This window comes from Streptomyces sp. NPDC004609 (assembly GCF_042873655.1).
In the GTDB taxonomy this organism is placed as follows: domain Bacteria; phylum Actinomycetota; class Actinomycetes; order Streptomycetales; family Streptomycetaceae; genus Streptomyces.
In genome coordinates, this window is record NZ_JBIALS010000064.1 from 1 (window position 1) to 19,374 (window position 19,374).

Sequence of the window (19,374 nt, forward strand, 5' to 3'; positions counted from 1 at the left end):
ACACCGCCCGCGAGCGCCAACCCGCACTCACCACGCCGCAACGCCTGCACCGCCAGATGCAACGCCACCAACGACGACGAACACGCCGTATCCACGGTCACCGCCGGCCCCTCCAGACCGAACGTGTACGACAACCGACCCGCGGTGACGCTGCCGTGCGTGCCGGTCAGCAGATAGCCCTCGGTCTCGGGGCTCGCGTCGGCGAGACGCGGACCGTACTCCTGGACCATGGCGCCGACGTAGACGCCCGTACGGCTGCCGCGCAGCGACACCGGATCGATACCCGCCCCCTCGAACGCCTCCCACGACGTCTCCAACAACAACCGCTGCTGCGGATCCATCGCCAACGCCTCACGCGGCGAGACCCCGAAGAAGCCGGCATCGAACTCCGCCGCGTCATACAGAAACCCACCCGACCGGGTGTACGACTTCCCCACCGCATCCGGATCCGGATCGAACAACGCATCCAGATCCCACCCACGATCCACCGGGAACCCCGACACCGCATCCGCCCCGGACACCACCAACCGCCACAAATCCTCCGGCGACCCCACACCACCCGGGAACCGGCAGCCAATACCCACGATCGCAACAGGCTCGGCATCCACCTCACCGTCCACGGCCACCGGCGAAGACTCCGACTCCCCCGCCACGTCCCCGGACAGCCCCAACAGCTCCGCCCGCACGAACCGCGCCAGGTCAGCAGCCGTCGGGTGATCGAACACCACCGTGCTCGGCAACCGCAGCCCCGTGACCGCGTTCAACCGATTCCGCAGGCCCACCGCCATCATCGAGTCGAACCCCAGCTCACGAAAGGAGGCCTCGACCTGGACATCGTCGGTGTCGGTCGCGCCGAGCACGATGCCGACGTGGGTGCGGACCAGGTCCAGCGCCACGTCCTGGCTCGCGCTCTCGGTCAGCGCGGCCCACTGCTCGCGCAGCGGGAGTTCTTCGTCTTCCGTACCGGGGTCGTTCTCCTCCGCGACGGCGGTGGGCGTGGCCGGTGCCGTGCGGGCGTCCGGCGCGTCCAGCCAGAAACGGCGGCGCTGGAAGGCGTAGGTGGGCAGGTCGACGCGCCTGGCGCCGGAGCCGGTGAAGGCTGCGGACCAGTCGACGGCGACACCGTGCACCGATGCCTCTGCCAGTGCGGTGAGCATCCGGTCGAGGCCGCCCTCGCCGCGTCGCAGGGACCCGACCACGAGTGCCTGGCCATCGGCGTCCTCGACGGTCTCTTGGATGCCAGGGGCGAGGATGGGATGCGGGCTGACATCGATGAACGACTCGTGGCCTGCCTGCGCCAGCGCCCGTACGGCGGGCTCGAACCCCACCGTGCGCCGGGAGTTGCGGTACCAGTACTCGGCGTCGAGTCCGGTGGTGTCGAGCCACCGGCCCTCGACGGTGGAGTAGAACGGCACCTTCGCGGACGTGGGGGTCACGGTGCCCAGCAGGTCCAGCAGTGGCTCGCGGATGCGCTCCACGTGGGCGGAGTGGCCGGCGCAGTCGATGGGCAGCAGGCGGACGCGGATGTCCTGGCTCTCGCACCGGGCGATCAGCTCATGGAGGGCCGGCACATCACCGGAGACGGTCACGGCACGCGGGCCGTTGACGGCCGCGATGGACAGCCGGTCCGCCCAGGATGCGAGCAGTTGCTCCACCTCGACGGCCGGCAGGGCGACCGAGGCCATGCCACCGGTCCCGGCGAGCAGGGCGAACGCCTGGCTGCGCAGGGCGACCACGCGCGCGGCCTCCTCCAGCGAGAACGCGCCGGCGACGTGCGCCGCGGCGATCTCGCCCTGCGAGTGGCCCACCACGGCGCCCGGTTCGACGCCGTACGAGCGCCACAGTGCGGCCAGCGAGACCATCACCGCGAACAGGACCGGGTGGACCACGTCGAGCCGGTCGAGGGACAGCTCCAGCTCGGTCTCGCTGCCGCCGCGCAGCACGTGCGTGAGCGACCAGGGCACATGCGGGGCGAGTGCCTGCTCGCAGCGCCGGATGTGCTCGGAGAAGACCGGTGAGGTGTCCATGAGGTCGACGGCCATGCCGGCCCACTGCGAGCCCTGCCCGGGGAAGACGAAGACTGGGCGGCCTGCGGAGCGGGAGGCGGTGCCCTGGATCAACCCAGTGGTGGGACGGCCGGCCGCCAGCGCACCGAGGCCGGTACGGAAGTCCTCGGTGGCGTGGCCCAGGATCACGGCCCGGTGGGGGAAGGCAGTGCGGGTCGTGGCCAGCGAGTGGCCGAGGTCGACGGGAGACGCCTCGTCGTCCAGGCGGGCCAGCAGCGCCTCGGCCTGGCCGCGCAGCGCGCCCTCGGTCTTGGCCGAGATCACCCACGGCACGGGGCCGGACAGGGCGGGGTCCGGACGGTCCGCGTCGGCGTCGGCGTCGGCGTCGGCGTCGGGGGCCGTGTCGGCGTCAGCGCGCCAGTCCTCCAGTACAACGTGGCAGTTGGTGCCGCCGACGCCGAAGGAGCTGACGCCGGCGATCAGCGGACGGTCGGTCTTCGGCCAGGGCCCATTCTCCGTGTGCACCAGCAGGCGCAGCTCCGCCAGCGGGATCGCCGGGTTGGGTGTGCGGAAGTGCAGGCTCGGCGGGAGTTCCCGATGCTTGAGTGCCAGCGCAACCTTGATGAGGCCCGCGATGCCGGCGGCACCCTCCAGGTGGCCGATGTTGGTCTTGACCGATCCGACCAGCAGGGGGTCGCTGTCAGGCCGCGCCGCGCCGAGCACCTCGCCGAGCGCGGCCGCCTCGATCGGGTCGCCGACTCGGGTTCCGGTGCCGTGCAGTTCGACGTACTGGACGTCCGCGGGGCGCACACCCGCGTTCTCGTAGGCGCGGCGTAGGACTGCCGCCTGCGCCTCCCGGCTGGGGGTGGTGAGGCCGTCGCCCCCGCCGTCGTTGTTGATCGCGCTACCGCGGATGACGCAGTGGATGCGGTCGCCGTCGGCCACCGCGTCGGGCAGGCGCTTGAGCACGACGAGACCGGCGCCCTCGCCGCGCACGATGCCGTTGGCCCGGCCGTCGAAGGTGAAGCACCGGCCGTCCGGGGACAGGGCGCCGAACTCCGCGAGGCTGAGGGCGCTTTCGGGGACGAGGTCGAGGTTGACGCCACCGGCGAGGGCGATGCTGGACTCACCGCTGCGCAGGCTCTCGCAGGCCAGGTGGACGGCGGTGAGCGAGGACGACTGACCGCTGTCCACAGTCAGGCTGGGGCCGCGCAGGCCCAGCACGTACGACAGGCGGTTGGCGATGATGCCGCGCTGCAGGCCGGTCATGGTGTGCTGCGTGATGCCCGTGATGCCCCGGCGGTGGGCCAGTGTCGCGTAGTCGTCCCAGATCGCTCCGACGAAGATGCCCGCGGCGGTGCCGCGCAGTGTGTCCGGCAGGGTGCCGGCGTCCTCCAGCGCCTCCCAGCCGAGTTCCAGGGCGAGTCTCTGCTGCGGGTCCATCGCCACGGCCTCCCGCGGCGAGATGCCGAAGAAGCCCGGGTCGAACCGGTCGGCTTCGTCCAGGAAGCCGCCCCACCTCGCTCCCGTCCAGCCGGGTCCGTCCGTCTCCTGGCCGGTGTACTCCCGTGCGTCCCAGCGGTCCGCGGGGACCTCCCTGATCGCGTCGACGCCGTCGCGCAGGAGCCGGGCGAACGCGTGGGGGCCGGAAGCGAGGGGCAGTCGGCAGGCCATGCCGACGACGGCGACGGCCTCGGTGGGGGATGTGGACGTAAACCGGTCGCGGGGCTGGGATGAATCACGCATAGCGGAGCAAACCTTCCAAGCAGGGCAGGTTCAGGGGAAGCGAAGTGGGGCTCTGTCCCGGCTACGCGGGGTCGGCGAACGTGGCCTTGGTGAAGGCGGTCGCGTAGTCGGCGTGCGCGATGGGCGCGCCGACCAGGTCGTAGGGCACGTCCAGGGCATCGGCGAGGTCCAGGGCGTGCGGGGCGATGTCCTGGCAGAGCTGGTTGACCAGGCCCGGCAGGTCGTTGACCTCTTCGGCGGTGAGCAGGCCCTCGGCGAGGTACCAGCCGCTGTGCGCGGAGATCTCGCCGAGCAGGTGCAGGCCGCACACATCGCCGGCGAGGCGGCGCGCGTCGTCGGGCAGCGCGTCGGTCTCCTCGCGGACGAGGTCCACCAGCAGGCGCAGGGCGTGTGCCTCGGCCATCTGCTCGGCCAGTTCGAGGCGGTCGTTCCAGACCTCGAACTCGCCGAGTCCGCCGGCCCGGGCCGCACCGAGGCCGGCCAGCAGCCGTTCGTGCAGTCGTCGCTCCCGGACGCTCGTTAGCGCCCGCCACAGGGCCGGGTCGCGCAGGTCGCGCTCCTGCGGCACGGGGGGTTCGTCGGCGGGCGGCTGGTAGTCCAGGCCGAGGGCCATGGTCCAGGCCGCGTTGAGGTAGAGGACCTGGGTGCTCAGTCCGGCGGCGTTGAAGGCGTGGGCCAGGCCCTGATAGTCCAGGAAGCGGTTCTGCGGGCTGAAGCCGAGGACGCCCGAGGCGGCGCGGGAGGCCGCTGTGACCCGTTCGGCGAGCTGGTCGATCACCGCCTTCAGGATGAAGAGGGTGCGGATCTCGCCGGCACTGCGCCCGACCGGTTCGGGCCCGGAGACCGACTTGGCCGCCATCGCGGCGATGTAGGCGGCGGACAGGGCGCCGAACAGCGTGCGCTGCTGGTTGCGGTAGCGGATCACCGGCATGGGGTCGGCGAATCCGGCGAACGTGCCATTGGTGTACCGCTCGTGGGCGTGCCGGACGGCGACGGCGGCGCTGGCCCGGGTGACGGCGGCGAGTCCGACGGTAGCCGCCTCCCAGACGTACCGGATGAGCCGGGACGCCTGCCGTGAGCGCATCGCGGGGTTGCTCAGGGTATCGGTGAAGCTGCCGTCCGACGCGATCGAGGCGGAGTCCCGCAGCCAGTAGCGGTAGGGGACACGGACGCCCTGGAAGGAGACAGTCGCCCAGTCGAGAGGGAGGATCGCCGCCGAGTCCTGTGGTTCGATCACCACGCCTGGGCAGGGGCCGGCGGTGTCCCTGAGCGGTACCACGAAGCAGAACAGGCCGCGGTCCTGCTCGGCGACGACGAGCTTGGCGGTGACGATGCCGATCCGGGGTACGCCCGGACACCCCACGCTCGGCGGGTACTTGACGGCTTCCGGCCCGGGTGTGGTCAGGACGAACTCGCGGGCGTCCGGGTCGAAGACGGCTTCAGTGCGAACGGCGGCGTTACTGTTGCCGTGGCCCAGTTCGGTCATCAGCAGCGCGCCCACCACCTCGGTGTTGGCCAGCTGAACCAGGACATCGTCGAGGTCGTCCCGGCCCGCGCCGAACTCCAGGATCGAACCGACCGTGGTGCAGTGGTGCAGGAAGAAGGCGTAGAAGAGGGACGGGTCGGCGAGAGCGACCCATTCCAGCAGCGGGAAGAGCAGGTCCCGGTGGTGCAGGAGGGGTGTGCCGGTCTCGAGCCGGTCGTTGATGTGCCGCAGTCGCTGGTAGGTGAGCGAGTAGCGGTCCTGGTCCGTTAGACCGGACGGCCTGGCGAAGAGATCCGGCGAGAAGATCTCCTCCAGCCGCGGCAGTGTCTCCCGGTAAGAGTCTCCGTGCACCAGGGAGGATAAGGCGTCGCGCAGTAAGTTGCCTGGTTCCATCGTGTTGGTTCCCCGTCGTGTCTTCATCGTCATGGTGTGCAGGGGCCGTGGGCGCACAGGAACACGTCGCCACGCGCACGGCAGGCCGCGGTCAGGGCCACGGCGACCGCGTGAACGTGAGGCGGACATCACAGCGGGCTGCCCGGCAGGCAGCTGTGGTCGCGAGGTGAGCTCGTGGTGGCCAAGCGAGACAGGGTGGAACGGCTCCGCCCACGGACTGGATCAGTCGTGCGCGTGCAGGGGCTTCCCAGTGAGCGCCAGATGCGCTTCACCCAGGATCTCGGTCTGGGTGGGGTGAGCGTGGATCAGGTGAGCCACCTCGTCCGGCAGCACGTCCCAATTGACGATCAGTTGCGCCTCGCCGATCAGCTCGCCGACACGGTCGCCGACCATGTGGACGCCGACCACCGGGCCGTCCTTCTGACGGACGAGCTTGATCTCCCCGGGAACCTTGAGGATCTTACTCTTACCGTTGCTGACCAGGCTCTGACGCAGTGTGACAACCTGGTCGGCGCCGTAACGCTCTTTCGCAAGCGTCTCGGTGAGGCCCACGGAGGCGACCTCCGGCTGGGAGTAGGTGACCCGCGGTACGCCGTCGTAGTCGATCGGCACCGGGTCGAGGCCCGCCAGTCGCTCAGCCACCAGGATACCTTCGGCGAAGCCGACGTGTGCCAGCTGAAGGGTAGGGATCAGGTCACCGACAGCGGAGATGGACGGCACCGAGGACCGGCAGTACTCGTCGACCTTCACATACCCGCGGTCAAGCTCCACACCGACGGCTTCGTAGCCCAGACCGGCCGAGACCGGCCGGCGTCCCACGGCCACCAACAGCAGCTCGGCTTCGATCCGTGTGCCGCCTTCCGTAGTAACACGGACACCGGAAGTGGTGTACGCGGCCTCCGTGAAACGACTGGTCAGGTGGAAGGCGATGCCGCGTCTACGGAAGGATCGTTCCAGCAGCTTCGAGGAGTCCTCGTCCTCCGTGGGGACCAGGTGTGGCAGTGCCTCGATGATGGTCACCTCGACACCGAACGACTTCCAGAGCGAGGCGAACTCGCAGCCAATGACTCCGCCCCCCAGCACCACGGCCGAGCCGGGGACGTGATCGAGCTGCAGCGCCTGCTCGCTGGAGAGGATCCGGTCACCATCGATCACCAGGCCGGGCGGCGAAGCGGGTACCGAGCCGGTGGCCAGCAGGATGTGGTGCCCCCTCACCACAGCTTGGCCGACGGCGATTTCATGGGGCGAGCACAACTTTCCCTCGCCATGCACAACGTGGACTCCCCGCGCCTTCAGGGTGCTCTGGAGTCCTCGGTACAGCTGACCGACCACGCCGTCCTTGTACGCGGCCACGCCCGACATGTCGATGCCAACGAACTTCGCCCGGATACCAAACTTCGCCGCTTCGCGGGCCGAGTCGGCCACCGCGCCCGCGTGCAACAGGGCCTTGGTCGGGATGCAGCCGCGGTGTAGGCAGGTACCGCCCACCTCAGCCTTCTCGATCAGCACCACCGAAAGACCCAGATCGGCGGCACGGAGAGCGGCGGCGTACCCTCCCGACCCGCCCCCCAAGATCACTAAGTCATAGATAGCATCCGCGCCGTCGAGCACGTCCCCTGCCCCCTCAGCTTTGTCGCCCACTACCACTCACAACCTCTTGAGTCACAAGGCGTAGGCAATTCACAACAGTCAATCAATGACTATCACACCATTGAACTGGCTTGACTCATGAACGGGCGTGTCCAATGTCACTTCGATATCATTTCCGCGGCGCCAAGGTGCGTAGGTAGCCTCTGAACTCCAACTATGCGCTGTTCACAGGCCGTTCGGCCAAGTTACGTGTTTCAGCCAAGTTGCGTGTTGAGCACCAGTCGGACGAGGATTGGTCTTTCGTGAGCCAGCATTTCGATGTAATTGTTCTGGGAGCGGGACCCGGCGGCTACACCGCCGCGGTCCGCAGCGCGCAACTCGGTTTCTCCACCGCGGTGGTCGAGGAACGGTACTGGGGAGGTGTCTGCCTCAACGTGGGCTGCATCCCTTCCAAGGCCCTCCTGCGCAACGCTGAAATGGTGCAGTTCGTCACGAACGAAGCCAAGGCGTACGGGATCACCGTGGGAGGTGATGTCTCCGCGGATTACGGCGCCGCCCATCAACGCAGCCGCAAGGTCGCCGACGGCCGGGTCAAGGGCGTTCACTACCTCATGAAGAAGAATGCCGTCACCCAGTTTGAGGGACGGGGCGCCTTCACCGACGAGCACAGCCTGATGGTGACCCACCCGGATGGCCGCGCCGAAACGGTGACTTTCGGTCACTGCATCATCGCGGCCGGCGCGACTCCACGGCTACTCCCTGGCACCGCCCTGTCGGAACGCGTGGTCACTTACGAGAGCCAAATCCTCAGCGAAACGCTACCGGATAGCATCGTAATCGCCGGCGCCGGCGCAATCGGTGTGGAATTCGCCTATGTGCTGCGCAGCTACGGCGTGGACGTGACCATCGTCGAGTTCTTCGACCGCATGGTTCCGCTGGAAGACGAGGAGATCTCGAAGGAGCTCGCGAAGCACTACCGCAAGCTCGGCATTGAGGTTCTCACAGGCACCGCCGTCGAGACCATCGACGACTCGGGCCCACGCGTCCGCGTGACCGTCAATAAGAATGGCGAGCGCCGCAATCTGGAGACTGACAAGGTGCTCCAGGCCATCGGCTTCGCCCCAAACGTCCAAGGCTATGGCCTGGAAAACACCGGAGTCCGCCTCACCGAGCGCGCCGCCATCGATGTCGACGGACGGTGTCGCACCAATGTGCCGCACATCTTCGCGATCGGCGATGTCACCGCCAAGCTGATGCTGGCGCACGCCGCCGAGTCCATGGGCGTCGTGGCCGCCGAAACCATCGCCGACGCGGAGACCATGGAGTTGGACTACACCATGATTCCGCGGGCCACCTACTGCCAGCCGCAGGTGGCCAGCTTCGGCTGGACGGAGGCCCAGGCACGCGAGCGGGGATTCGACGTACGAGTGGCCAAGTTCCCCTTCACGGCAAACGGTAAGGCGCACGGCTTGGGGCACCCGGTCGGCTTCGTGAAGGTCATCAGCGACGGCACCCACGGTGAACTGCTTGGTGCCCACCTCATCGGGCCCGAGGTCACCGAACTCCTTCCAGAACTGACGCTGGCCCAGCAGTGGGACCTGACCGTCCATGAGGTCGCCCGCAACGTCCACGCGCACCCCACGCTCGGCGAGGCGGTCAAGGAAGCCATCCACGGCCTGGCTGGACACATGATCAACATGTAGACGAGCTGACTCGAACGCTCATCAGGCCTTCGACTCGTGGCACGCCGTCAAGCCGGTGGACAATGTTGAACTGATTGCCGTGATGGGTCGAGGCAGTCAGTTCCGCGCCGAAGCCGTCCACGAGTCCACGGTGACGAGTACGATTGATCACTCCCCCGAGGGCCTACGCACGTTCTTCTCCATCCTCGTCGCCTCCGGATCAGTGGCTCCACTGAGCGTTCGAGGAGCTCTCCCTCGCAGTCCCCCTGATCCTGGCCGACTCGGGTGAAGTGCAGGTGCGCCTCGTCGCGGGCGCTGCGGACGAGACGGGGTGCCGCTCACTGCACGTGTACTCGCGTCCCGCCGGGGACGGCGCCTCGGAGGTTGGATGGACCCGGCACGCCATGGGCGCCCGTCTGCCCGGCGCCGGGCAGACGGGCGGGCGGACCGGCGCCGCGGCGCCGCTCGCCGTGTGGCCCCCGGCCGGGGCGCGGCGGATCGACTTCGACGGACTCTACGACTGCCTCGCGGACAAGGGCTTCGACTACGGTCCGATGTTCCGCGGACTGCGCGACGTGTGGCGGCGGGGCGACGAGGTCTTCGCCCTGGCCACGCTGCCGGAGGCCGCCCGGAACTCGGCGGGCGGCGGGTTTCTCCTCCATCCGGCGCTGCTCGACACCGTGCTGCACGCGGTGGTCGTCGGTGGGGTCATCACCGTCACGGACGAGCAGGGCTGAATGCCCTTCTCGTGGTCCGGCGTGCGGCTCGTCGGCGAGTGCGGCCCGACCGTTAAGGCCCGGCTCACCCCGGCCGGCGAAGGCGTCGTGTCCGTGGCGATCGCGGACGGGTACGGCCGCGATCGCCCGTGTCGAGGCGCTGACGTTCCGCCCGGCGACCGCCGAGCAGGTGCGCCCGACGTGTGGCGGAGAGCGGCCGCTGTACGAACTGGCCTGGCGGCCGGTCCCGCAGGGCGCGCCGGAGACCGACTGCGGACTGTGGGTCGTCCTCGGCGCGAAGGACGGCCAGGCCTCTCGGATCGCCGCCGCGGCCAGCGGGAACGTCGCGTTCCACGAGTCGCTGGACGGCGTCCTCGCCGGGCAGGCGCCCCGCCACCTCGTCCTCTGCCTGGACGACTTCGTCACCGCCGGGCCCGACCTGCTCACCACAGTCGGCGCCGCGGACCGGCACGTGCTGGAGTTCGACGCCAGGCTCGGCAGTGAGCGCGCCGGTGTAGTGCTGGAGGTCGCGGGCGACGTGACCGGTCTGGTGCCGGGCGACCGGGTGACCGGCATCTTCTCCGGCACCTTCGGATGCGTGGCCGTGGCCGACCACCGCCTGCTGACGCCCGTCCCCGACGGCTGGAGTTTCGCCGAGGCGGCGTCCGTGCCGAGCACCTTCCTCACCGCGAACTACGCGCTCTTCCACGTGTTGCGGCTGCGGAAGGGCCGGCACATCCTCATCCACGCGGCGGCGGGCGGCGTCGGCATGGCCGCCGTCCAGCCGGCGCAGCACGTCGGCGCGGGAGTCCACGCAACCGCGAGCCCGGCCAAGTGACCCGTGCTGCGCGGCCTGATCTGCACGGAGCTGAAGCAGGAGGTGTCGATCCGCAAGCTGTTCGCGGCGCACAGGCAATCGGTCTGTCGGACATGTGGAAGGACCTCGCCCGGTCCAGCCGACCGGCCCTGAGAAGGAGGACCAAGGCGGGTGCCGTCCTTTGAGCACCGCACGCCCCCCGGCCGGGGAGTGCCCAGGTGTCGTGGGGCGGGAGTGGACGGCTCGTTCCCGCGCTCGTCCGGGAGCGGGAAGCCATCCCCTTTCCGGCTGGCGGAGCCCCGGGAGCGGTCCGGTCAGCAGCGGTTGTGTGTGCTCTCCAGTAATCTGCCGTGCGGCAGGTTCCTGCCCCATCGGTACGTGCGAAGGAGAAAGGGATTCATGGATTCTTTAAGCAAGGCCCTGCTGAACGGGGCCGACCCAGGCGAGATCGGGAGGCATGAGCTTCCCCCGGAGTACGAGGCGGCGCACATCCTGGCCTCCGGCGTCGGCATGTTCGACGGCGTGGAGGACAAGGACGTCCGCAAGTCCCTGCACGTCGGCCGTGTCCCGATGCCGGAGATCGTTCCGGACGAGGTGGTCGTCGCCGTCATGGCGAGCTCCATCAACGACAACACCGTGTGGTCGGCGACGTTCGAACCGGTGCCGACCTTCGAGTTCCTCAGGCGCAAGGCCCGGGACGGCGGATACGCCGCCCGGCACGACCTGCCGCACCAGGTGGTGGGCTCGGACGCGTCCGGCGTCGTCGTGCGGGTCGGGATCGGTGTACGGCACTGCAAGGTGGGCGACCACGTCGTCGCCGGCTCTGTCCAGGTCGACGAGCAGGAGCCGGCAACACCCGCCGACGCGATGCTCAGCTCGGGGCAGCGGATCTGGTGCTACGAGACGAACTTCGGCGGCCTCGCCCACTACTCGGTGATGCGTGCAAGCCGGCTGCTCCCCGAGCCGGGACACCTGACCTGGGAGGAGTCGGCGGGTGTGCTGCTCACTGCGGCGGCCTCGTACCGGATGCTGGTCAGCGACAACGGCGCGCGGATCAAGCAGGGCGGCGTCGTCCTCATCTGGGGTGCGGCGGGCGGGCTGGGTGCCTTCGCGGTGCAGATGGTGAAGAACGCGGGCGGCGTCGCCGTCGGCGTGGTCGGCTCCGAGCACAAGGCCGATGTGCTGCGCCGGCTCGTGTGCGACGTGGTGATCAACAGCAACGAGATCGGCATGGGCGGGGACGAGGCGCCCACGCCGGAACGGACGATCGAAGTGGGCATGCGGCTCGGGCGGGACGTGCGGCGGCAGGTCGGCGAGGACCCGCACGTCGTGTTCGACTGCGTCGGGCGGGCGACGGTCGGGATCTCGGTGTTCGTCGTGCGCAAGGGCGGCGTGGTCGTTACATGCGGGTCGAGCACCGGCTATGACCACCACTTCGGCAACCGCTACCTCTGGATGAACCTCAAGCGGGTCATCGGCAGCCACGCGGCGAACCTCCAGGAGCAGGCGGAGTGCAACCGGCTGTTCCGGCTGGGGCACCTTTCCCCAATCCTCTCCAAGGCGTTCCCGCCCAAGGAGGCCGGCGAGGCCGCCCGCCTGGTCCAGCTGAACCGGCGCACCGGAAAGGTCGGCGTGCCCTGCCCGGCGCCCGAGGAGGGGCTCGGCGTCACCGACCCCGTCCTGAGCGAGAAGATCGGCGTGGCGCGCCTCAACCCGCTGCGCGACGTCGGCTCGCGCGTGACCGCAGGGGTGTCCTGACATGGGAATCGGAATAATCTCCACCGGGTCCTACCTCCCCAAGAACGAGGTGGGCAACGAGGAGGTCGCCAAGCGCGTCGGCGTTACCGCGGAGTGGATAGAGCGCAAGACGCAGATCCGGTCGCGCCGCTACGCGGCCCCGCACGAGGCGACGTCCGATCTGGCCGTGAGGGCCGCCGAACGGGCGCTGGCCCAGGCGAACCTGGCCGCCGACCAGATCGACTACATCATCGTCTCGACCTCCACCGGGGACTTCCCCCAGCCGCCCACGGCACACCTGGTGCAGCACGGGCTGGGCGCCTACGGCGCGGCCTGCTTCGACATCAACGTCGTGTGCAGCGGCTTCGTCTACGCGCTGGAGGTGGCCCGCGGCCTGGTCGCGGCGCGGCCGGACGCCCGGGCGCTGGTGATCGGTGCGGACGTCTACTCGCGGATCCTGGACTTCACCGACCGCAAGACGGCCATCCTGTTCGCCGACGGCGCCGGCGCCGCGGTCGTCGGCGCGGTGCCGGAGCCGTACGGGATCATCGCGACCGACCTGTACAGCCGCGGCAACGCGCACCACCTGATCCGTGTCGAGGCCGGCGGCAGCCGCAATCCCGCGACGGCGCAGACCGTCGCCGAGGGCGGCCACTTCTTCAGGATGGACGGCCGCGGCGTACGGGACTTCGTCGCCGAACACGTGCCGTCGGCGCTGCTCGCGCTGGCGGACAGGGCCGGGGTGGAGATCGGCGCGGTGGACCACTTCGTCCCGCACCAGGCCAACGGCGTGATGCTCGGTGAGGTCGTCGAGCGCACGGGGCTGGGCACCGCGCAGACGCACCGCACGCTGATCCGGTACGGGAACGTCGGCAGTGCCTCGGTGCCCGTCGCACTCGACGAGGCCAACCGCACGGGAGCACTGAAGCCGGGGGACCTGGTGCTGCTCGCCGGGTTCGGCGGCGGCATGTCGATCGGAGCGTCACTTCTGACCTGGGGGGCCCGGATATGACCACGTCCACGCACATCGCCGCTGCGGGCATCGACCGGGTGGGTGTCGTCGGCAGCGGCATCGCGGAACTGTGCGCGAAGGCCAGGCTGGACGTCACGGTCGTGGTGATGCCCGAATCCTCACTGGTGACGGCTCCGCGACGGCTGGTCGCCTCCCCGGACCGGGGGGCCAAGGGCAAACTGACCGCGGAGGAGCGCGACGCGGCGCCGGGCCGGGTGTCGTTCGGACCGGGTGCTCGGCATCCACTTCTTCAACCCGGTGCCGGTGCTGCCGCTCGTCGAGCTCGTCGGCTCGGTGCTGACGGACGAGACAGTGAGCGAGCAGGCGCTGGTCTTCGTCCGTGACGTCCTCGGCAAGGAGCCGATCGTCTCGCCGGACCGGGCGGGCTTCCTCGTCAACGCGCTGCTGTTCCCGTACCTGCTCTCCGCGATCCGGCTGGTCGAGTCGGGTGAGGCGACGGCCGACGTCATCGGCCAGGGCATGGTGTGGGGCTGCTCGCACCCGATGGGACCGCTGCGGCTCGTCGATCTGATCGGTCTGGACACCACCGTGTCCATCGCGCAGGCCATGTACGAGGAGTTCAAGGGGCCGCTGTACGCGCCTTCGCCGCTACTGCTGCGCATGGTCGAGGGCGGTCTGCTGGGCAAGAAGTCCGGCTGCGGTTTCTACACGTACGAGTGACACCTCGGTAGCTGCCGGGCCGGCGGGAGCGGTGTCGCCGGCCCGGACGGCCCAGGACCTGCGCGGGTCCCGACCGATGGGAACCGCCGACCCGTCATGGTGATCGGGGCATGCGTCGGAAGTGGACCCCCGGGTTCGGGGGTCCACTTCGCTGTCGTGCGGAGACCCGGCCGGCAGCCGGTCAGGAGGCGGCGGTGCAGGCGAGCAGCCCCTCGGTGACGGCCGCGGCGACCTGGTCCGCCTGGTCGTTGAGGTAGAGGTGGCCGCCGGGAAAGACCTTCAGGGCGAATTCGCCGCCGGTGTGCTCCCGTCAGGTCCACGCCTCCTGGGTCGTCACCACCGGGTCGCTGTCTCCGGTCAGGGCGGTCACCGAAGCGGTGAGCGGCTCTCCCGCGCGCCAGGTGTACGTGCCGTGGGCCCGGTAGTCGGCGCGCAGCACCGGCAGCACCATCTCGTCCAGCATTGCCAGGCAGCATGGGCTCCTGCGCTCGGGACCCGCTCAAGTCCGCCTCGTGGCCGAGCGGGAAAGGAGCGGGGACTCGAACGAACCGCCGCCCGGAGGCTCGGGGAGCCGGGTACAGCTTCGTCCCGCACGCGAACGGGGCGGAACGGGGTGCGGAGCCGTTCGCGGTGCCCCGGAAACTCAGCCGCACCAGCTGTGACTGAGCGCTTCAGCCGGCGGGTTTCGCGGGTACCGCGCTCAACACGTGCCCGGGCGTCCTGCCGACTCGTGGCATCGGAAAATCCCGGACTTGTCTTTCACACTCCAGGCAGGATGCCTTCGTGCATCACATCCTGTGCGGGCTCGCCGCCAATCCGGCCTTGCCGTCCGAGCTGGTTGACCGGCTGATATCCATCGCGGACGACGACATCGCCACAAGCCTCGCCTATCGCGCGGACCTCAGCCGCCCACAGGCGATCGCGTCGGCCGAGCGCGTCGGCGGGAGCGCGGTGCGCCTCGCATACGAGGGCCGGCCTACCGCCGCCGACATCGATCCCTCTGTCTGGCCAGATGCCGCCCTCGCCCTGCTCGACCAGGGTGTCGGCCCCTCGGAGTGGGCGCGGCTCCTTGCGGCGGACCCGGTCCCTGAGCGCCGGGAGAAGGAAGCCGGCAGCCTGCCCTGGCCTCCCGTCCGACGTGGCGGAAACGCTCGCGGCGGACCCGGACGTACAGGTCGTCGCCGAACTCGCTATGTGGACCACCCCGGACGTGACCGCGAGGCTCGCGGAGCATCCGCATGCCGAGGTCCGCCGTACGGTGGCGGGCAACGAGACGACACCTCCGGCCATACTGGCCGCGTTGGTGACCGGAGAGGGTCTGCCTGCGGCGCGGCACTGTCTGGTCTGCGACCGCAAGGAGACCCCCTTCGTTCACAGGCCTCAGTGCCCACGGCTCGACTGCGACCTGCTGCCGGGCGCCTCCTGCGACGGCTCCCACGAGTCCACCGTCCACGCCATGCGGGAGACGGCACTCCGGAACCCTGCCACCCTCATCGAAGCCGTCGTCGGGTTCGTGGACCATCCGTCGATGCTGTTGCGCTGGGCACTCGCCGCCCGCCAGGACCTGCCCCGGCAGGCGTGCGCACGGCTCGCCTCGGACCCCTCACCCGGCGTCCGCGCCGATCTCGCCTCCAATCCAGTGATCGACGAGGACCTGATCCGTACACTGGCCGACGACCACGATCCCGGCGTGCGCCGCAGGCTCGCACACCACCCTCACGTACCGCTTGACGTGCTCACCCATCTGGCCCGAACCACCAGGATCGGCAACACCCTTCTACCCCGGATCGCCGCCTCTTCCCCCTCCGAGGCCGAAGAGCTGGCCACGTCACCGGACCCGGCCGCCCGCATGCTCGTGGCCCAACGACGCAATCTGCCGCCCGAGATACGCGACCGGCTGGGCAACGACCCTGACACGAAGGTGGTCAAGGCCATCGCTCCGCATCCCAGCCTCACCGAAACGCAGTTGCGCACCATGGTCGACCGACACGGCGTCCATGTTCTGGCGAAGGTGGCGACCCACCCGGACGCGCCCCCGGCGCTCCTGGAGAACCTGGTCCGGCACAGACCAACCGCGCAGTCACCCGCGACGGCCGCGCCATCCGGCGGGGCCGTCGCCGTGTCAGCGGTCCGCGTCGGGGCGCAGGACCAGCCGGGTGCCCCGCAGCCCGCCCGCTTCCAGCCTGGCGTGCGCCCGTGCGGCCTCGCCGAGCGGCATCTCCTCGACGGCCCGGGCACGCAACAGACCGTCGGTGAGCAGCCGGTTGACGGTGCGGGACGCCTCGGCCAGCTCGGCCGCGGTGGCGCGCGAGATGACGAAGCCGCGGACCGTACCGTCCTTGCCGTACAAGTGCCCCACCGGTAGCGCGGGGCGCGCCCGCAGACCGGCGAACAGCACGATCCGCCCCCGGAAGGCGAGCAGATCCACCGCACGGTCCAGGTCGTTCCGTCCCGAGGTGTCGAGGAGGAGATCGACCCCCTCCGGGCACAGGCGCCGGAGGCGATGCGGCAGGTCGGGCGCACGGTAGTCGGCGAACTCCGCCGCGCCCAGCGACCGGCAGTACTCCTCGTCGTCGGCCCGGGCCGTCGCGACGACCCGGGCACCCGCCCCGGCGGCGAGGACGACCAGGGCGGCACCCACGCTCCCGGCGGCACCGGCCACCAGGACCGTCTCCCCGGCACGCACCCCGCCGTGGGTGAACAGCGCGAGATACGCCGTGGCCGCGGGATGCAGCACCGCCACCGCCGCCACCGGGCACACGGAATCCGGCAGGCGGTAGAGACGCTCGACGGGCACCACGGCCGACTGGGCCGCCGCGCCCTGCCGCCCGCCGTGTCCGAGACTGTTGCACCACACCCGGTCGCCCGGCTCGAAACCGGCGGCACCGGGGCCTGCGGAGACGGCGGTGCCCACGAGGTCGCGGCCGAGGACGAACGGGAACGCGACCGGCGTCGGCCACGCCCCGGAGCGGATGAACGTGTCCACGGGGTTCACCGCGGTGGCCGCCACTTCGACGAGGACGTCCGTCGGCCCCGGGCTGGGTGCGGGAACCTCCCCGAACCGGATGTCCCGCGCCGGACCGAAACGTTCGATGAAGGCTGCGCGCATGGGCGGAATGCTGCCATCGCCGGTTCAGGAATCACCGCCGCCGCACGGACACCGGCACCCGGACGGCACCTCGTGCGCGGTGACGTGCCCCTGTGCACCGGCCGCTTCCCGGGATCCATGCCCCGGTCCGCCGCTCGTACCCCACCGGGCGCGCCCATCGTCCGGGCTCCGCCAACGGCGCGCGCCCCGCCGTCGCCGGCCGGTGAGGACCCGGTGCCCGGCGTGGAAGCCGCCGACCCGCCGCCCACCGCGGGTGGGGGTGGGGTCTGGGCGGGCGCTTGATCGGTCCGCGAGTCTTGATCAATGCCGAGCCTGCTGATTGGCTGACCGGCATGACTGACCTCGGACCTGTCGCCTGGCCACCTGCCCCGATCAGGACCGAGAGGCTCGTGCTCCGTGAGCCCGCGGCCCGGGACCGTGCGGCGGTCATCGAGCTGCTGGCCTCGCCAGAGGTGGGCACCTACCTCGGTGGCCCTCGACCGCGTGACGAGCTCGAGCGCGAGATGCCCGGGGCACCCAGCCGGCGCCCCGGCCTTTTCATAGTCGATCTCGACGGAGCGATGATCGGCCAGATCACGCTCACCAAAGAAACAGGACACCTTCGTCAGGCTGCCGGGAAGGCCGAGCTCGGCTACCTGTTCCTGCCGCAGGCGTGGGGACACGGGTACGCCGCCGAGGCGTGCGCCGCGGCACTCGACTGGTTCGCCGGCGCGCTTCCCGGCGAACCAGTGGTACTCGCCACCCAGACCGCCAACGTCCGCTCGATGCGCCTCGCGGCGAAGCTGGGGTTCATCGATGTAGAGCGGTTTGAGGCCTACGGCGCCGAGCAGTGGTTCGGCGAGTGGTCCCCGGTCACGCCGTCCGATTGAACTCGTGCTCGACAGCGCGGATCCGCAACTCGACAGCACCGCTGGGACGGAGCCCAGCACTGTTGAAACTCGTGGACATCTCACCAGCCGGAGACGGCCGAACGCCTCCCGAAACTCTCTCGAAGCGCTGTCCGTTCTCGGGCTCTGGCTCACCTTCTGTGGACCCGTGGCAGAGGTCCTCCAGTTCCAGATAAGGGTTCGTCCGCAGAGGACGGTGTCTCTACTCTGAGGCGGAGCGGGTCTGCGCGCATTCCCGCAGGTTGCGGTGCCGTGGCAGAGCGGCCCATTGCGATCGACGTGAGCGAGGTCCCCTCACGTCGACTGACGGAGACGGGGCGGGCCTGCTCCTTTGGACCGGACCGAGCGGTGGGGTCGGTCCGGTCCGGTGGGCAGCCGGGGACGGCTTCCGCAGCACGCGGGCCGTGGCTTCCGGGCTCAAGCCGTGGCGCAGAAGCCGGACGGCCGCCGGGGGGCGCGGATCAGGTCGGAGACGACTTATAGGCGCTGCATGTCGGAGGTACCGGAAAGAGGCTGACGGTCGAACACACACGGATGTGGATGGTGCGGTTCTCGGCTACGTTCGGGAAGCAGGTCACCGTGGTCCCCCCGCTGTTGGGGCCGCAGGTTCCCGTTCGCCCGTAGCTCGTGTACCACTCGGCCCACGAGTTGAACTGCGGCATGTCGGGATCCCAGTCGTAGGCGGTGACGCCGATCTGGTCGCCGTAGCTGATGAAGATGGCACGGGCGTGGCCGTTGTTGACCGTCGCATCGGCGCTGGCCGGTCCTGCGGTCACGAGGACCGCCGCGGCCGACACCGCCAGGAGGGCCAGGAAGTACTTGATCCGTTTCACTGTCACTCTCCGATTCGAGTGTGGGGGTCGATGGACTTGGGAACGCCCGCCGTTCACCGGGCGCCGGAGGAGCGCTGCGGCCGGGGGTGGGCGGCTGACGAACGATTCCAGCATCGTCAGAATTGTTCGGACATCCGGATGTGGAGTCCCGAACAATGCCGCGCGTTCCGCTCGGCGGGGCGGGCGGCTGCCGGGTGGCCAGGGCGGACGGGTGTGTGCGATCGGTGATCCAAGCCGAGAGGAGCCTTGTGGCCGGCAGTCACGCCCCACGGATCGACGAGCTCGGCCTCCATCAGGTCTATCGAGAAGGGCGGCCAGTGGCGTGACTCGGTGGTGCACGCCGTCCTCGACAGCGAGTGGGCGAGCACGGTGAGCGGTCTTTGACACGAAACGGGCTGCGCCATCGTTGCGGGGAGTGGGAGGCCACACGAACGCCGGCAGATCTGCCAGCGGCCGGGGCCGCCGGACGGCCGGGCTCGTGCTGTCCTCGTACTGCGCCGGCTCGCCGACGAGATCCGCGCCGTGGGCGCGCAGTCGTGCCACTACGTCCGCGATGTCGTCGACCGCGAGCATGATGCATGCCCACTAGACGAGTCATTCCGAATGATCAGTGGTCGTATGCGGTCAAGGATCGTGTGACGGGCTGGCGGGTCTTGTGGTTGTGCCAGATCGCGGCGGC

14 protein-coding genes and 1 pseudogene are annotated in these 19,374 nt (G+C 69.9%); 9 read left to right on the top strand and 6 right to left on the bottom strand.

The annotated features are described in order from the left end of the window. The 3 genes from ACFYT4_RS34725 to lpdA (ACFYT4_RS34735) all read right to left on the bottom strand — a co-directional run. Nucleotides 1-3,752: type I polyketide synthase (locus ACFYT4_RS34725; RefSeq protein WP_389278437.1), on the bottom strand; the 3,752-nt coding region annotated here is incomplete at its 3' end. A 61-nt stretch (nucleotides 3,753-3,813) separates the two neighbouring features. Beyond that, nucleotides 3,814-5,589 carry an acyl-CoA dehydrogenase gene (locus tag ACFYT4_RS34730; RefSeq protein ID WP_389278440.1) on the bottom strand — a complete coding sequence of 592 codons (1,776 nt, stop codon included), beginning with the start codon at nucleotides 5,587-5,589 and terminating at the stop codon, nucleotides 3,814-3,816. Between the two features lie 264 nt (nucleotides 5,590-5,853). Continuing rightward, nucleotides 5,854-7,242, bottom strand: a complete 1,389-nt coding sequence (gene lpdA, locus ACFYT4_RS34735) for a dihydrolipoyl dehydrogenase (RefSeq protein WP_389278443.1) — start codon at nucleotides 7,240-7,242, stop codon at nucleotides 5,854-5,856. A 281-nt stretch (nucleotides 7,243-7,523) separates the two neighbouring features. On the opposite strand from lpdA (ACFYT4_RS34735), the gene lpdA (ACFYT4_RS34740) reads away from it, so the two are divergent. The 6 genes from lpdA (ACFYT4_RS34740) to ACFYT4_RS34765 all read left to right on the top strand — a co-directional run bounded on the left by lpdA (ACFYT4_RS34740) (nucleotide 7,524) and on the right by ACFYT4_RS34765 (nucleotide 13,866). Then, entirely contained in the window at nucleotides 7,524-8,924 is a 1,401-nt protein-coding gene (gene lpdA, locus ACFYT4_RS34740) for a dihydrolipoyl dehydrogenase (protein WP_389278446.1), read from the top strand. Between the two features lie 383 nt (nucleotides 8,925-9,307). Further along, nucleotides 9,308-9,640, top strand: coding sequence for a polyketide synthase dehydratase domain-containing protein (locus ACFYT4_RS34745; RefSeq protein ID WP_389278449.1), 333 nt, complete (start codon nucleotides 9,308-9,310; stop codon nucleotides 9,638-9,640). Between the two features lie 169 nt (nucleotides 9,641-9,809). Then, nucleotides 9,810-10,457 (top strand): alcohol dehydrogenase catalytic domain-containing protein, encoded by a 648-nt coding sequence (locus ACFYT4_RS34750; protein ID WP_389278452.1) that lies wholly within the window; start codon nucleotides 9,810-9,812, stop codon nucleotides 10,455-10,457. 378 nt (nucleotides 10,458-10,835) lie between these two features. Next, nucleotides 10,836-12,194 carry a crotonyl-CoA carboxylase/reductase gene (gene ccrA / locus ACFYT4_RS34755; RefSeq protein ID WP_389278455.1) on the top strand — a complete coding sequence of 453 codons (1,359 nt, stop codon included), beginning with the start codon at nucleotides 10,836-10,838 and terminating at the stop codon, nucleotides 12,192-12,194. 1 nt (nucleotide 12,195) lies between these two features. Then, the gene (locus ACFYT4_RS34760; RefSeq protein WP_389278458.1) at nucleotides 12,196-13,185 is read left to right on the top strand and encodes a 3-oxoacyl-ACP synthase III family protein; all 990 of its coding nucleotides are present in this window, start codon (nucleotides 12,196-12,198) and stop codon (nucleotides 13,183-13,185) included. 231 nt (nucleotides 13,186-13,416) lie between these two features. Then, nucleotides 13,417-13,866, top strand: coding sequence for a 3-hydroxyacyl-CoA dehydrogenase family protein (locus ACFYT4_RS34765; protein ID WP_389278461.1), 450 nt, complete (start codon nucleotides 13,417-13,419; stop codon nucleotides 13,864-13,866). 310 nt (nucleotides 13,867-14,176) lie between these two features. Here the strand turns inward: ACFYT4_RS34765 and ACFYT4_RS34770 are convergent, their stop codons facing one another. Then, nucleotides 14,177-14,329 carry a hypothetical protein gene (locus ACFYT4_RS34770; RefSeq protein WP_389278464.1) on the bottom strand — a complete coding sequence of 51 codons (153 nt, stop codon included), beginning with the start codon at nucleotides 14,327-14,329 and terminating at the stop codon, nucleotides 14,177-14,179. A 320-nt stretch (nucleotides 14,330-14,649) separates the two neighbouring features. On the opposite strand from ACFYT4_RS34770, the pseudogene ACFYT4_RS34775 reads away from it, so the two are divergent. After that, nucleotides 14,650-15,946, top strand: a pseudogene (locus ACFYT4_RS34775) (hypothetical protein); the annotation flags it as partial. Between the two features lie 42 nt (nucleotides 15,947-15,988). Here ACFYT4_RS34775 and ACFYT4_RS34780 read toward each other — a convergent pair. Beyond that, nucleotides 15,989-16,975, bottom strand: a complete 987-nt coding sequence (locus ACFYT4_RS34780; protein WP_389278467.1) for an NADPH:quinone reductase — start codon at nucleotides 16,973-16,975, stop codon at nucleotides 15,989-15,991. A gap of 332 nt (nucleotides 16,976-17,307) precedes the next feature. Here ACFYT4_RS34780 and ACFYT4_RS34785 point away from each other — a divergent pair, with 332 nt between their 5' ends. Then, nucleotides 17,308-17,844 carry a GNAT family N-acetyltransferase gene (locus ACFYT4_RS34785; protein WP_389278477.1) on the top strand — a complete coding sequence of 179 codons (537 nt, stop codon included), beginning with the start codon at nucleotides 17,308-17,310 and terminating at the stop codon, nucleotides 17,842-17,844. A gap of 479 nt (nucleotides 17,845-18,323) precedes the next feature. Here the strand turns inward: ACFYT4_RS34785 and ACFYT4_RS34790 are convergent, their stop codons facing one another. Beyond that, nucleotides 18,324-18,695 (bottom strand): hypothetical protein, encoded by a 372-nt coding sequence (locus ACFYT4_RS34790; RefSeq protein ID WP_389278470.1) that lies wholly within the window; start codon nucleotides 18,693-18,695, stop codon nucleotides 18,324-18,326. A 246-nt stretch (nucleotides 18,696-18,941) separates the two neighbouring features. Here ACFYT4_RS34790 and ACFYT4_RS34795 point away from each other — a divergent pair, with 246 nt between their 5' ends. Further along, entirely contained in the window at nucleotides 18,942-19,079 is a 138-nt protein-coding gene (locus ACFYT4_RS34795; RefSeq protein ID WP_389278474.1) for a hypothetical protein, read from the top strand. Nucleotides 19,080-19,374 lie beyond the last annotated feature (295 nt).

What these genes read in the sequence shown, in the direction of transcription:
- ACFYT4_RS34745 (WP_389278449.1), top strand. Translation starts at nt 9,308, where the DNA reads ATGGGCGCCCGTCTGCCCGGCGCCGGGCAGACGGGCGGGCGGACCGGC.
- ccrA (WP_389278455.1), top strand. Translation starts at nt 10,836, where the DNA reads ATGGATTCTTTAAGCAAGGCCCTGCTGAACGGGGCCGACCCAGGCGAG.
- ACFYT4_RS34760 (WP_389278458.1), top strand. Translation starts at nt 12,196, where the DNA reads ATGGGAATCGGAATAATCTCCACCGGGTCCTACCTCCCCAAGAACGAG.
- ACFYT4_RS34770 (WP_389278464.1), bottom strand. Translation starts at nt 14,329, where the DNA reads ATGCTGGACGAGATGGTGCTGCCGGTGCTGCGCGCCGACTACCGGGCC.
- ACFYT4_RS34780 (WP_389278467.1), bottom strand. Translation starts at nt 16,975, where the DNA reads ATGCGCGCAGCCTTCATCGAACGTTTCGGTCCGGCGCGGGACATCCGG.
- ACFYT4_RS34785 (WP_389278477.1), top strand. Translation starts at nt 17,308, where the DNA reads ATGACTGACCTCGGACCTGTCGCCTGGCCACCTGCCCCGATCAGGACC.